This window comes from Metapseudomonas otitidis (assembly GCF_900111835.1).
In the GTDB taxonomy this organism is placed as follows: Bacteria; Pseudomonadota; Gammaproteobacteria; order Pseudomonadales; family Pseudomonadaceae; genus Metapseudomonas; species Metapseudomonas otitidis.
In genome coordinates this window covers 113,184-126,298 of sequence record NZ_FOJP01000008.1, presented here as the reverse complement: position 1 = coordinate 126,298, position 13,115 = coordinate 113,184, and the positions used below count along the sequence as shown (strand labels likewise).

At 65.7% G+C, this 13,115-nt stretch carries 11 protein-coding genes and 3 tRNA genes; 1 reads left to right on the top strand and 13 read right to left on the bottom strand.

Features of this window, described 5'->3' with window-relative positions:
• Window position 1: 1 nt before the first annotated feature.
• From dapA to BM198_RS11910, 5 genes are all read right to left on the bottom strand, one after another.
• On the bottom strand, window positions 2-856 hold the full coding sequence (dapA, locus tag BM198_RS11930) for a 4-hydroxy-tetrahydrodipicolinate synthase (RefSeq protein ID WP_074970163.1): 855 nt from the start codon (window positions 854-856) through the stop codon (window positions 2-4).
• A gap of 324 nt (window positions 857-1,180) precedes the next feature.
• Window positions 1,181-2,620: an aminotransferase-like domain-containing protein gene (locus BM198_RS11925; RefSeq protein WP_044412266.1), complete on the bottom strand. Its 1,440-nt coding sequence runs from the start codon at window positions 2,618-2,620 to the stop codon at window positions 1,181-1,183.
• Window positions 2,621-2,875: 255 nt separating this feature from the next.
• Complete coding sequence (locus BM198_RS11920) at window positions 2,876-3,685, bottom strand: OmpA family protein (protein WP_074970161.1); 810 nt, start codon at window positions 3,683-3,685, stop codon at window positions 2,876-2,878.
• Window positions 3,682-4,023 carry a DUF4398 domain-containing protein gene (locus BM198_RS11915; protein ID WP_074970159.1) on the bottom strand — a complete coding sequence of 114 codons (342 nt, stop codon included), beginning with the start codon at window positions 4,021-4,023 and terminating at the stop codon, window positions 3,682-3,684. Before BM198_RS11915 ends, BM198_RS11920 begins: the two co-directional genes overlap by 4 nt.
• A 27-nt stretch (window positions 4,024-4,050) precedes the next feature.
• Window positions 4,051-4,872, bottom strand: a complete 822-nt coding sequence (locus BM198_RS11910) for a substrate-binding periplasmic protein (RefSeq protein ID WP_074970157.1) — start codon at window positions 4,870-4,872, stop codon at window positions 4,051-4,053.
• Window positions 4,873-4,988: 116 nt separating this feature from the next.
• On the opposite strand from BM198_RS11910, the gene BM198_RS11905 reads away from it, so the two are divergent.
• Window positions 4,989-5,933, top strand: coding sequence for an alpha/beta fold hydrolase (locus tag BM198_RS11905; protein ID WP_074970155.1), 945 nt, complete (start codon window positions 4,989-4,991; stop codon window positions 5,931-5,933).
• A gap of 90 nt (window positions 5,934-6,023) precedes the next feature.
• Here BM198_RS11905 and BM198_RS11900 read toward each other — a convergent pair.
• The 8 genes from BM198_RS11900 to astE form a co-directional block, all read right to left on the bottom strand.
• Window positions 6,024-6,100: transfer RNA gene (locus BM198_RS11900), tRNA-Arg, on the bottom strand.
• A gap of 71 nt (window positions 6,101-6,171) precedes the next feature.
• Window positions 6,172-6,248, bottom strand: a tRNA-Arg gene (locus BM198_RS11895).
• A 108-nt stretch (window positions 6,249-6,356) separates the two neighbouring features.
• A tRNA-Ser gene (locus BM198_RS11890) sits at window positions 6,357-6,447 on the bottom strand.
• A gap of 60 nt (window positions 6,448-6,507) precedes the next feature.
• Window positions 6,508-6,693 (bottom strand): carbon storage regulator CsrA, encoded by a 186-nt coding sequence (gene csrA / locus BM198_RS11885; RefSeq protein WP_007159101.1) that lies wholly within the window; start codon window positions 6,691-6,693, stop codon window positions 6,508-6,510.
• Between the two features lie 181 nt (window positions 6,694-6,874).
• Entirely contained in the window at window positions 6,875-8,113 is a 1,239-nt protein-coding gene (locus BM198_RS11880) for an aspartate kinase (RefSeq protein ID WP_044412275.1), read from the bottom strand.
• Window positions 8,114-8,257: 144 nt separating this feature from the next.
• Window positions 8,258-10,879 carry an alanine--tRNA ligase gene (gene alaS, locus BM198_RS11875; RefSeq protein WP_074970153.1) on the bottom strand — a complete coding sequence of 874 codons (2,622 nt, stop codon included), beginning with the start codon at window positions 10,877-10,879 and terminating at the stop codon, window positions 8,258-8,260.
• 113 nt (window positions 10,880-10,992) lie between these two features.
• Entirely contained in the window at window positions 10,993-12,003 is a 1,011-nt protein-coding gene (gene ltaE / locus BM198_RS11870; RefSeq protein ID WP_074970151.1) for a low-specificity L-threonine aldolase, read from the bottom strand.
• 115 nt (window positions 12,004-12,118) lie between these two features.
• Window positions 12,119-13,114 carry a succinylglutamate desuccinylase gene (astE, locus tag BM198_RS11865; protein ID WP_074970149.1) on the bottom strand — a complete coding sequence of 332 codons (996 nt, stop codon included), beginning with the start codon at window positions 13,112-13,114 and terminating at the stop codon, window positions 12,119-12,121.
• Between the last annotated feature and the right edge of the window lies 1 nt (window position 13,115).

Below are 13,115 nucleotides of genomic sequence, written 5' to 3'. Positions count from 1 at the left end.
CTCAGACGAGCAGGCTGCGCAGGCGCTCCACCAGGGCCGGCGAACTGGGCTGCATGGGCTCGCGCAGCTCATCGCGGATCAGCCCGCGCAGGGCCAGCAGGCTCTTCACCGGTGCGGGGTTGGGCTCGGCAAAGGCCAGTTCGATCAGGGGTTGCAGGCTGTGCGCGAGGGCCCGGGCACGGGCCAGGTCGCCCCGCTGCATGCAAGCGGCCATCTCGACGAAGCGCTCGGTGTGGTGGTGGGCGGAGGCGGCGATGGCGCCACTGCCGCCCAGGCAGAGGGTGGTGAACACCTGGTTGTCTTCGCCGGCCAGCACGGCCAGTTGCCCGTCGGCGATCAGGGCCTGGGTCTTGCCGGTGTCGCCGCCGCAATCCTTGAGGGCGACGATGCGGGGATGGCGGGCGAGCTGGCGCAGGGTGTCGAGGGCCAGGGTGGCGCCGGTGCGGTAGGGGATGTCGTAGAGGATCACCGGCAGCAGGGAGGCGTCGGCGATGCGGCTGAACCAGTTGAGCAGGCCGGCCTGGGAGGGGCGGATGTAGTAAGGCGCCGGGACCAGCACGCCGCCGATGGGACGCTGCTGGATGGCGTCGAGCATGCCCAGAACGTCGTTGAGGTTGTTGCCGGCCAGGCCCATCACCAGGCGTTCGCCGGGCACGACCTCGAGCAGGGCATCCAGCACGGCGAGGCGCTCGTCGCGGCTGAGGGCGGCGGCTTCGCCGGTACTGCCGCAGGCGACCAGGCCCGCTGCTCCGGCATCCAGCAGATGCCGGGCGAGGCGTTGCAGGGCGGGCAGGTCGAGTTCGCCGTCGGCGAAGGGGGTCACCAGGGCGACCCAGATTCCAGAAAACGCGGGCATTGCTTCACTCCTTCAGGCTGACCGTCTGTCGTCGCCGTCGGAGGGGTACAGGGATGCGGGAGTGAGAGAGGGTTCGACCTTCGCGCCTGCTGTCCTGTCAGCCCATCTGACGGGACAGCGCGCCCCGGTCAAATGAGCGGCTGTTTCTTGACCTTGCTCGCGGCGACGCCAAGCGCAAGCGCCGGCAGGGCCGGTACGAAAGCGCGGGAGAAGGCGTGGGCGGGCATGGTCGGGCTCAGGTTGCAGTTTGCGAGGAGCTGGATACTGCGGGGAACGGTGGAGGGCTGTCAACGCCGATGAGCGTCCACCCTCCTCCGCCTGGTCTCAGTAGCTGCCGCCAGCTTCCTGGCAGAGCTGCTTGGCGAGCATGCCGAGGGTCATGATGGCGCGCTCGGCCTCGCGGTTCCACGGGATGCCGCAGTTCAGGCGCACACAGTGGTTGAACTGCTCGGTGTTACTGAAGATCAGCCCCGGGGCGATGCTGATGCCCTGCTGCAGCGCGCGGACGTGCAGGTCCTTGGTGTTGACCTTGGCCGGCAGGCTGATCCAGAGGATGAAGCCGCCGTTGGGCCGGGTCATCTGGGTGCCGTCGGGGAAGTACTGCTGCACCCCCAGCTGGAAGGCGGTGAGGTTCTTGCGGTACTCCTGTCGGATGTAGCGCAGGTGCCGGTCATAGCCGCCGTTCTCCAGGTAGGCGGCGACACCCATCTGGGTGACGCTGCAGGCGGAGTGGGTGGTGAAGGTCTGCAGGCGCTGGATTTCGTCCTGGTACTTGCCGGCGACGATCCAGCCGATCCGCACGCCGGGCGAGAGGGTCTTGGAGAAGCTGGAGCAGTAGATCACCCGGCCGTCACGGTCACTGGCCTTGAGGGATTTGGAGGGGCCTTGCTCGAACATGAGCTCGCCGTAGATGTCGTCCTCAACGATCTGGATGTCGAAGTCCGATGCCAGGCGCAGCAGTTGCTTCTGCCGCTCTTCGGGCACGGTGCCGCCTAGCGGGTTGCTGAGGCGCGAGGTGAGCACCAGGGCCTTGATGGGCCATTGGTTGGCGGCCAGTTGCAGGGCTTCGAGGCTGATGCCGGTGGTGGGGTCGCTGGGGATCTCGATGACCTTGAGCCCGAGCAGGTCCGCCAGTTGCAGCAGGCCGTAGTAGGTGGGCGACTCGGTGGCGATCAGGTCTCCGGGGCGGGTCAGCACCCGCAGGCTCATCTGGATGGCGTCGACGCAGCCGTGGGTGATGACCACTTCGGACGGGTCGACCACCACGCCGGCATCGCGCATGCGGATCGCCACCTGGCGGCGCAGCGGTTCGAAACCGGGGCTGAACATGTAGCTGAAGGCGCGCGGGCTGTGGAAGCGGGTGACCTTGGCCAGTTGCTGGTGCAGGGCGCGCACGGGGAGGTAGTCCACGTGGGGCACGGCGGCGCCGAGGGGGAACACGCCCTCGCGGCGGGATTCGGTGAGCACCTGGTTGATGATGCTGGCGCGGGTGACCAGGCCGGGGCGTTCGACCCGGGCGATGTCGGGGGTCGAGGCGGTGAGCGCGGGGGTCTGGTGGACGTAGAAGCCGGACTGCGGCCGCGCGCGGATCAGGCCCTGGTCTTCCAGGTTGGCGTACGCCTGCAGCACGGTAGCGTGGCTGACGTTGAGCTGGGCGCTGAGCTTGCGCACCGAGGGCACCCGTTCGCCGGGCTGGTACACGCCACGCCGGATGTCTTCGGCCAGTTGCTGGGCGATGCGTTGGTAAAGCAGCAGATTGGTCATGGCGGCGGCACCTGTCTCACTGGACCGTAACAGTACCGAAGCGAGACGGGATTGCACCGGTACAGTCCGCAAAATTGTGGACCATACAGTGAAATTTGCCAGGGACTGTACCGCCACAGTGACCGGTGGTTGCGCCTCGTCGCACAAGTGCCCCGTTGCAAACCCGAGCTGTATGGGTGCGAGGCGTGGCGAGCGAGCATGAAAAAACCCCGGGGCCGCGAGGCCGCCGGGGTTCCTGTGGAGGCGCGGGGGCGATCAGCGGGCTTCGCCGAGGTTGCCCTTTTCGTCGGAGATGACGATCTCGACGCGGCGGTTCTGCGCGCGGCCGCTGTTGGAGGCGTTCTCCGCGATGGGGAAGGCTTCGCCATAGGCCTTCACCTCGATGCGCTTGGCGTCGACCCCGAGGTCGGTGAGGACGTCGGCTACGGCCTGGGCGCGGTCACGGGACAGGGCGAGGTTCTCCTCGCGGGTGCCGCTGCTGTCGGTGTAGCCCTCGATGCGTACGGTGCGGCGCGGGTTGATCTGCAGGAACTGCACGAGCTTGAGCACGGTGCGGTTGGCCCGGCCCTTCAGCTCGGAGCGGCCGGTGTCGAACAGCACGTCGCCCAGGGTCATCACCAGGCCGCGATCGGTCTCGGTGGCGGCGAGGGCGACCATCTGCTCCTCGAGCCAGTTGCCCTTCTGCTGCGCGCTGAGCAGCTTGGCTTCGCGCAGGGATTGCTGCAGGCGCTCCTGTTCGCCCTGCAGACGCACGGCGCGCTCCTGGTCGCGGGCCAGTTCGCTGTGCTGGGTGGCGATCTGGCTGTAGCGCTGGCTGAGGAAGGCGTAGTGCTCGACGTCGCCGTCGTTGCCCCAGTAGGTGGCAAGGCGCTCGGCGCGGGCCAGGGATTCCCCGGCGCGGATCACGTCCTTGGGTGCACTGGCCAGTACCTGGGGGTCTTCCTTCACCTGCTGGAAGCGGTTGCGGGCTTCATCCAGGCTCTGCTCGGCCTGGCGCGAGGAGGCGCAGCCGCCGAGCAACAGGAGCGCGGCGACGAGGCCGCCCATGGCGATACGCGGGGTCATTCCAGGTCCCCCAGTTGCTTGCGCAGGCGGTTGATGCGAGCGGTCAGGTCGTTGAGCTGGGCCTTGCTCTTCTGGGTCAGCACCAGGGATTCGGCGAGGCGGGCGTCCAGTTCGGCCTGCTCGGCGAAGAAGCGTGCGCGCTTGTAGTCCTGCTCGCCCATGTTCTTCTGGGCGCGGGCCAGCTTCTCTTCAGCCAGTTTCATCTCGGGGATCTGGTCGGCGCTTGCGCCGATGGCACGGGCCTGGGCCACGGCCTGCTCGGAGAGGCGCATCTGCTCGACGGGGGCGGGATCGTTGGCGCAGCCGGACAGGGCAAGAAGTGCCAGGCCGGCGGCCATTATGCGGTGTTCGATCACTGGGGTTTCCTACGGTTTCGGGGCCGTGGCGGGCTGTACCTGCTGGGTCCGCCACCGCTCGAGATTGCGTTGCAGCAGGGCCTGCGGCACCCCTGCGGCGACCAATTCTGTCATCTTTTTCGCCAGTTGTCCGCGCAGCCAGGGGTCGTTGCAGGCGGAGTTGTAAGAGAGCGTGAGGTACAGCCCTTCGCTGGCGATAGGTGGTTCCAGCACTTCCAGGTCATTGGTGATGCCGAGGGTTTCCGCCAGGGCGACGCCGGGGTAGTGCTCGTAGAGGACGAATTCGGTGCGCTCCAGCAGCAGCTTCTGGAAGGCCTGGGTGACACTGGGGACTTCTTCGAGGGTGAGGTTGTCGCGGGCGAAGTGGTCGAAGTCCTGGCCAAAACTGTTGTTCACCAGGGTGCCACCGGTGCGTCCCTTGAGGTCGTCACGCCCCTGGAAGGGGAACGCGCGGCCGTGCTTGACCCAGACCACGCTGGGCGTGTCCAGGAAGGCGGGATGGATGTAGTCCATCGTCTCCAGCCGCGGCAGGGTGAGGAAGGCCCCGGCGATGAGGTCGACCCGACCGGTGCGCACTTCGTCCTGCGCGCGGGACCAGGGGCCGGTATAGAGGACGTCGATCTTCACGCCGATCTCTTCGCCGATGCGGTGCAGCAGGTCAGCATTGGCGCCGACCAGCAGCTTGGGGTTCTGCGGGTCGCGCCACAGGTAGGGCGGGTACTCGGGGTTTCCCGTGGCCACCAGGCGCTCGCACTTCTTGGCCGCCAGGGCGAGGGTCGGCACCAGCAGGCTGGCGATCAGCAACGGAGCGAGGAAGAGACGTCTGTACATCATGGAGTCCCAGTACTGGAGCTTGGTTGGGAAGACGCCGGCCGTGTCACTGCACGACCATAACGCCGTGCTAGCTTAGGCCATTTGAAATCGTTTTTTGTCATAAGGAAGCCTTGATGAAGAAACTGCTTGCAGGACTTGTGACGTTGCTGGCAGCAGTGGCGGCCACGCTTTATTTCTATCCGCCTGCGTTGATGGCCAGCGCGCGACTGGTGGAAACCCATCTGGCCGGCCTGAGCAATCAGTTGGTGACAGCGGGCGAACTGGATTTCGCCTACTACGACGGCGGCCCGAAGCTGGGCGAGACCATCGTCATGGTCCACGGCTTCGGTGCGGACAAGGACAACTGGCTGCGCATGGCCCGGCATTTCAGCGGCCGCTACCACGTGGTGGTACCCGATCTGCCGGGCTTCGGCGAAAGCAGCCGGCCGACGGGCAGCTACGACGTCGGTACCCAGGCCGAGCGGCTGGCGGACTTCATCCAGGCGCTGGGGGTGGGCAAGGTCCATCTGGTGGGCAACTCCATGGGTGGGCACATCGTGGCGCTGTATGCGGCGCGCTACCCGGACCGCGTGCGTTCGCTGGCGCTCTTCGACAACGCGGGGGTCACTGCACCGCACAAGAGCGAACTGTTCGACCTGCTGGAACAGGGCCGCCCCAATCCCCTGGTGGTCACCCGCGTCTCCGACTACGACAGGCTGATGGACTTCGTCTTCGTCGATCCGCCGATCCTGCCAGCCCCGCTCAAGCGCTACCTGGCCGACAGGGCCATCGCCAACCAGGTCCACTACGAAGCGGTCTTTCAGCAACTGGTTCAGCGCTACATCCCCCTGGAGCCGGAACTGCCAAAGATCCAGGCCCCTACCCTGCTGCTCTGGGGCGACAAGGACCGCGTGCTCGATGTATCGAGCCTCGATGTCATGAAGCCGCTGATCCTGCACGCCAGTACGGTGATCATGAAGGATTGCGGACACGCCCCGATGATCGAGCGCCCCGCCGAGACGGCACGCCACTACCAGGCCTTCCTCGACGGTCTCGCCACCGGCACGGCCACACCGTGACCGCTTGCCCGTACAGAGCGACGGAATTACCGGAGAAATAAAAAAGGCGGGAAAAGAAAAAGGCCTGCATTTCTGCAGGCCTTTCTTGTATGGCGCACTCGAGAGGATTCGAACCTCTGACCGCCCGGTTCGTAGCCGGGTACTCTATCCAGCTGAGCTACGAGTGCGTTGTGGTGTTTTTAGACCAGATCACCGCTGGTTTCTTCAATCACCCGACGCTATATCAGCTGATTGAAAATGGCGCACTCGAGAGGATTCGAACCTCTGACCGCCCGGTTCGTAGCCGGGTACTCTATCCAGCTGAGCTACGAGTGCGTTGTGGGCGCGCATTATAGAGACTTCAAAACCACCGTCAACTGATTTTTTCGATACTTTTCAATAACTTATCGAACTAACCGCTGACATCTCTACAACACTGAATAATGGCGGAGAAGGGGGGATTCGAACCCCCGACACCCTTTTGAGGTGTACTCCCTTAGCAGGGGAGCGCCTTCGGCCACTCGGCCACCTCTCCGCAACACGGGGCGCATGATAACCATGTTTTCCCCGTTTGCAAAGAAAAAAAGTAGAAAAATTAGTGGTTTGGTTCCTGGTCTTTCTCTTTCTGGATGCGCTGGTAGATTTCCTCACGGTGCACGGCTACCTCTTTCGGGGCGTTGACGCCAATGCGCACCTGATTACCTTTCACGCCTAATACGGTGACAGTGACTTCATCACCGACCATCAGGGTCTCTCCGACCCGGCGAGTCAGAATCAGCATTCCTTTCTCCTCACGGATGTGTTTCAGGGACAGTCTGCAAAAAAGAAATGGCGTCGGCCCCCCATGAATTTCAAGGGGCGTCCACCCAAGTATTGACCAGCGGTGGCAAAAGGAAAGTTCCACCACCGCAGACCAAAAACGACGAAAGGCGCGGGGTGAGCCGCGCCTTTCGTTATAAGGCTCACTCGCTCTGTCGAGCGGGTGCATCCAGTTCGAAGGCGGTGTGCAGGGCACGGACGGCCAGTTCGAGGTACTTCTCCTCGATGACGACGGAGACCTTGATCTCGGAAGTCGAGATCATCTGGATGTTGATGCTTTCCTTGGCCAGGGCTTCGAACATGCGGCTGGCGACGCCCGCGTGGGAGCGCATGCCGACACCGACGATGGAAACCTTGGCGATGTTGGTGTTGCCGCCGACTTCACGGGCACCGATCTCGGCAGCGGTCTTCTCCAGCACGGCCAGGGCGTTCTGGTAGTCATTGTTGTGCACGGTGAAGGTGAAATCGGTGGTGTTATCGTGCGCGACGTTCTGCACGATCATGTCCACTTCGATGTTGGCCGCACTCACCGGGCCGAGGATCTTGAAGGCCACGCCGGGGATGTCCGGCACGCCACGGATGGTCAGCTTGGCCTCGTCGCGGTTGAAGGCGATGCCGGAAATGATCGGCTGTTCCATGGATTCCTCTTCATCAAGGGTAATGAGGGTGCCCGGACCCTCCTGGAAGCTGTGCAGCACGCGCAGCGGAACGTTGTACTTGCCGGCGAACTCCACCGAGCGGATCTGCAGCACCTTCGAACCGAGGCTGGCCATTTCCAGCATTTCCTCGAAGGTGATCTTGTCCAGGCGACGGGCCTGGGGGACAACGCGCGGGTCGGTGGTGTAGACGCCATCTACATCGGTGTAGATCTGGCACTCGTCCGCCTTCAGGGCAGCCGCCAGGGCCACGCCGGTGGTGTCAGAACCACCACGACCGAGGGTGGTGATGTTGCCGTGCTCGTCCACGCCCTGGAAACCGGCCACCACCACGACGCGACCGGACTTGAGGTCGGCGCGGATCTTCTGGTCGTCGATCTGCAGGATGCGCGCCTTGTTGTGGGCGCTGTCGGTGAGGATGCGGACCTGGTTGCCGGTGTAGGAGACGGCCGGCACACCGCGCTTGATCAGCGCCATCGCCAGCAGGGCGATGGTCACCTGCTCGCCGGTGGACACCATCACGTCCAGCTCACGCGGAACCGGCTTGTTGTCGCTGATCTGCTTTGCCAGATCGATGAGGCGATTGGTTTCGCCGCTCATGGCGGAAACCACCACGACGATGTCGTCACCGCGCTCGCGGAATTTCTTGACCTTCTCGGCCACCTGCTCGATGCGCTCGATGGTGCCGACCGAGGTCCCCCCAAACTTCTGTACGATCAAAGCCATTTCAAAGCCGCCTAATCCCGTGAAGGGCGCCCATTAAACAATCAACGCAGGACACTGCCAAGGGCCCGCCGGGCGTGGCGCGGAGCTCCTGGCGAAGGGTTCCGGCGGGCGCCCGGTGCGTGTGGCAACCGGGCGCCAACGGCATCAGAGCCCCTGCTCGACGAACGGAACGGCAAGTGCCAGGGCCTGGTCCAGGGCTGCGGCGTCGGTACCACCGCCACGCGCCATGTCCGGACGGCCACCGCCCTTGCCACCGACCGCTGCCGCGGCCTGCTTCATCAGATCGCCGGCTTTGAGTTGGCCGGTCAGGTCCTGGGTGACGCCGGCGACCAGTGTCACCTTGCCCTCCAGCGCCCCGCCGAGCAGGATCACTGCGCGGCCGAGCTTGTTCTTCAACTGGTCGACCAGCGCCAGCAGCGCGTCGCCGTCCACGTCCAGGCGCGCGGCCAGGACCTTGACACCCTTGACCTCCACCGCCGATGCCGCCAGGTCGTCACCGGCCGCGCTGGCCGCCTTGGCCTTGAGCTGGTCGACTTCCTTCTCCAGCTGGCGGTTGCGCTCCAGCAGGGCTGCGAGCTTGTCCAGGACGTTGTCACGGCTGCCCTTGACCAGCACGGCCGCTTCCTTCAGCTGCTCCTCGGCACCGTTCAGGTAGGCCAGGGCTGCAGCACCGGTGACTGCCTCGATACGGCGCACGCCGGAGGCTACGCCGCCTTCGCTGGTGATCTTGAACAGGCCGATGTCGCCCGTGCGGGAGACGTGGGTACCGCCGCAGAGCTCGACGGAGAAATCACCGCCCATGCTCAGCACGCGTACTTGGTCGCCGTACTTCTCGCCGAACAGCGCCATGGCGCCCTTGGCCTTGGCGGTCTCGATGTCGGTCTCTTCGGTCTCGACTGCGGTGTTGCGACGAATCTCGGTGTTGACGATGTCTTCCAGCGCTTTCAGCTGCTCGGGCTTGATGGCCTCGAAGTGGCTGAAGTCGAAACGCAGGCGCTGGCTGTCCACCAGGGAGCCTTTCTGCTGCACGTGCTCACCGAGCACGCGACGCAGGGCTGCGTGCAGCAGGTGGGTCGCGGAGTGGTTCAGCGCCGTGGCACTGCGAACGGTGGAGTCGGCCTCGGCCTTGACGCTGGCGCCGACCGAGAGACCGCCCTTGGCCACGATGCCGTGGTGCAGGAAGGCACCGCCGGCCTTGGTGGTGTCACGGACGTCGAAGCGCACACCGGCGCCTTCCAGGTAACCGCAGTCGCCCACCTGGCCACCGGACTCGGCGTAGAACGGGGTCTGGTCCAGCACCACCACGCCCTCCTCGCCTTCGGCGAGGCTGTCGACGGCAGCACCGGCCTTGAACAGCGCGACGACCTTGCCGCTGCCGCTGGTACCGGCGTAGCCGAGGAAGCGGGTGTCACCGTCGACCTTGACCAGGCTGTTGTAGTCCATGCCGAAGGCGCTGGAGGCGCGGGCGCGTTCACGCTGGGCTTCCATCTCGCGCTCGAAGCCTTCCTCGTCGACGGTCAGTTCGCGTTCGCGGGCGATGTCGGCGGTCAGGTCCACCGGGAACCCGTAGGTGTCGTAGAGCTTGAAGACGATGTCGCCCGGGATGACCTGGCCCTGCAGGGACGCGAGGTCCTGCTCGAGGATCTTCAGGCCATGCTCCAGGGTCTTGGCGAACTGCTCTTCCTCGGTCTTCAGCACGCGCTCGATGTGCGCCTGCTGCTGCTTGAGCTCGGGGAAGGCCTCGCCCATCTCGGCCACCAGGGCAGCAACGATCTTGTGGAAGAAGGTGCCCTTGGCGCCCAGCTTGTTGCCGTGGCGGCAGGCGCGGCGAATGATGCGGCGCAGCACGTAGCCACGGCCTTCGTTGGACGGCAGCACACCGTCCGCCACCAGGAAGGAGCAGGAGCGGATGTGGTCGGCCACGACCTTCAGGGACGGGGCGTCGTCGTTGGCGCAGCCGATGGCCTCGGCGGCGGCCTTGAGCAGGCTCTGGAACAGGTCGATCTCGTAGTTCGAGTGCACGTGCTGCAGCACGGCGCTGATGCGCTCCAGGCCCATGCCGGTGTCCACGCTGGGTGCCGGCAGCGGGTGCATCACGCCATCGGCGGTGCGGTTGAACTGCATGAAGACGTTGTTCCAGATCTCGATGTAGCGATCACCGTCCTCTTCAGGGGAACCGGGCGGGCCGCCCCAGATTTCCGGGCCGTGGTCGTAGAAAATCTCGGTGCAGGGGCCGCACGGGCCGGTATCGCCCATCGCCCAGAAGTTGTCGGACGCATAGGGCGCGCCCTTGTTGTCACCGATGCGGACCATGCGCTCGGCAGGGATGCCGACTTCCTGGGTCCAGATGTCGTAGGCCTCGTCGTCGCTGGCGTAGACGGTGACCCAGAGCTTTTCCTTGGGCAGCTTCAGCCACTTGTCGCCGGTGAGGAATTCCCAGGCGTAGTGGATGGCATCGCGCTTGAAGTAGTCGCCGAAGCTGAAGTTGCCCAGCATTTCGAAGAAGGTGTGGTGGCGCGCGGTGTAGCCGACGTTGTCCAGGTCGTTGTGCTTGCCGCCGGCGCGGACGCACTTCTGGCTGGTGGTGGCACGGGTGTAGGCGCGCTTTTCCAGGCCCAGGAAGCAGTCCTTGAACTGGTTCATGCCCGCGTTGGTGAACAGCAGGGTCGGGTCGTTGCCCGGGATCAGGGAGCTGGAGGCGACGCGGGTGTGCCCCTTCTCTTCGAAGAAGCTCAGGAAGGCTTCACGGATTTCTGCGCTTTTCATAGGTTCGTCCACGGAATCTGCGGTCAAGAATCGCCGGCAAAGGGCCGCATTATATCGGCCCTTTGCCGCGCGGATAGTGCCTTGTGCGATAGAAAGGGGCTATCGGGGGGATTTCAGCCCGCATGATCCAGAAACGCGGCAAAACCCTCGATCACCCGCTCGATTCCGGCGGCGTCGACATCCAGGTGGGTGACCATGCGCAGGCGTGCCGCCGCGCTCACTATCACGCCGCGCTCGGCCATGAAGGCCTTGAGGGCAGCGGCCCGCTCGCCGATGTCGACATAGACCATGTTGGTCTGCACCGGCTCCACACTGAAACCCAGTGCCGCAAGCCCTTCACCCAGGCGTGCGGCCTTGGCGTGGTCGTCGGCCAGGCGCGCCACCTGGTGCTCCAGGGCGTAGTGCCCGGCGGCGGCCAGCAGGCCTGCCTGGCGCATGCCGCCACCGACCATCTTGCGCAGCCGGCGAGCACGCTGGATGAACTCGGCCCCGCCGCACAGCACCGACCCGATCGGCGCGCCCAGCCCTTTGGACAGGCACACGGAGACGGAGTCGAAATGACGGGTGATCTCGGCGGCGTCCACTCCCAGCTTCACGGCGGCGTTGTACAGCCGCGCGCCGTCCAGGTGCAGCGCCAGGCCACGGCGGCGGGTCAGCTCGCGGGCCGCTGCCAGGTACGCCAGGGGCAGGACCTTGCCCTGCATGGTGTTCTCCAGCGCCAGCAGGCGGGTGCGGGCGAAGTGGAAGTCGTCCTGCTTGATGGCCGCCTCCACCTTCGCCAGGTCCAGGCTGCCGTCGGCCTCGCCCTCGATGGGCTGTGGCTGGATCGAGCCCAGCACCGCCGCGCCGCCGCCTTCGTACTTATAGGTGTGCGCCTGCTGGCCGACGATGTACTCGTCGCCCCGTTGGCAGTGCGCCATCAGGCCCAGGAGGTTGCTCATGGTGCCGGTGGGGACGAACAGCGCTGCCTCGAACCCCAGGCGCTCGGCCAGCCAGGCTTCCAGGCGGTTGACGGTGGGGTCTTCGCCATAGACGTCATCACCCAGCGGGGCGCGGCTCATCGCTTCGCGCATGCCCGGAGTGGGTTGGGTGACGGTGTCGCTGCGCAGGTCTATGACGGACATCTCGGGCTCCTTGGCTGGGTAAGGGGGTGACCCTAAAGGAGCGCGGCGGGTGGGGCAAGGGGCGCCAGGCGCCCCACGGAGTGGGCCTCAGCCCGCAAGGGCTCGGCCCACTGGATCAGTCGACGTTGGCGGGCACGATGAGGATGCCGGCGCGCAGGCCGTTCTTCACCTTGGGGTTGGGGAAGATGATACGCGCGCCCTGCTCCTCCACCACCCAGCGGGTCCCGGCGATGTCCTCGGCCAGCAGGTAGCCGGTGGGCAGCTCGCTGAAGTTCTCCACGTCGTCGGGCAGGTGCAGGCGGAAGGCATCGCTGTGCTTGATCACCTCGCGGGACACGGCGAACAGCTTGAGGTCGCCCAGCGTGTCCGCCTCCGGCTCGGCGCCCTCGATCAACTGACGCAGGCGGGTCTCCAGGCGGTCGAGGTTCACGCCCTCGTTCTGCCCGAACGGCCGCGCCTTGCCGAGTTCCAGGGTGAAGGCCTCGGCCTCCAGCCGCGCGTAGGTGTAGGAGCTGAAGGTGATGCCGGTCTTGTTCTGCAGCAGCACGGCCTCGACCCCGGCAGCGGCCAGGCGCGCCAGTTCGCGGGGGCAATGGGCACGCCCCTCGCGGTAGGGATAGAGGGCGAACTGTTCGATGCGCGAACCGCGGATGGCGGTGTGCATGTCGTAGTGCAGGCGGGTGCGGCCCTCGCGGGCGAAGAACGCAGCGGCCAAGTGTTCCAGTTCGTTGGCGCGCATGGCCTCGGTGCCGCTGGTCTGCTCGTGGCGGCCGTTGAACAGGCGGTTGATGTCCTGCTCCACGTAGCGCTCGCCCCGGCGCATGGCCTCGGGGTTGCCGAGCAGGAAGAGGATGCGCGCGCGGGGTTTCAATTCGCCCCGGGCCACACCCTGGATCAGCCGGTCGAGCAGCTCGATCGGCGCCGTCTCGTTGCCGTGGATGCCGGCGGAGAGCAGCAGGTCCAGGCCGTCATCGGCGCCGGCGGGCGGGGTCACCTCCAGGGCGCCCTCCGCCAGCCAGTGCAGGCGCGTGCCCTCGGCGGTCAGTTGAATCTTCTCGGTCGGCTCACGGCCGGCCAGGGTCAGTTCAAGCAGCTTGCCAAGGGCCAGCATC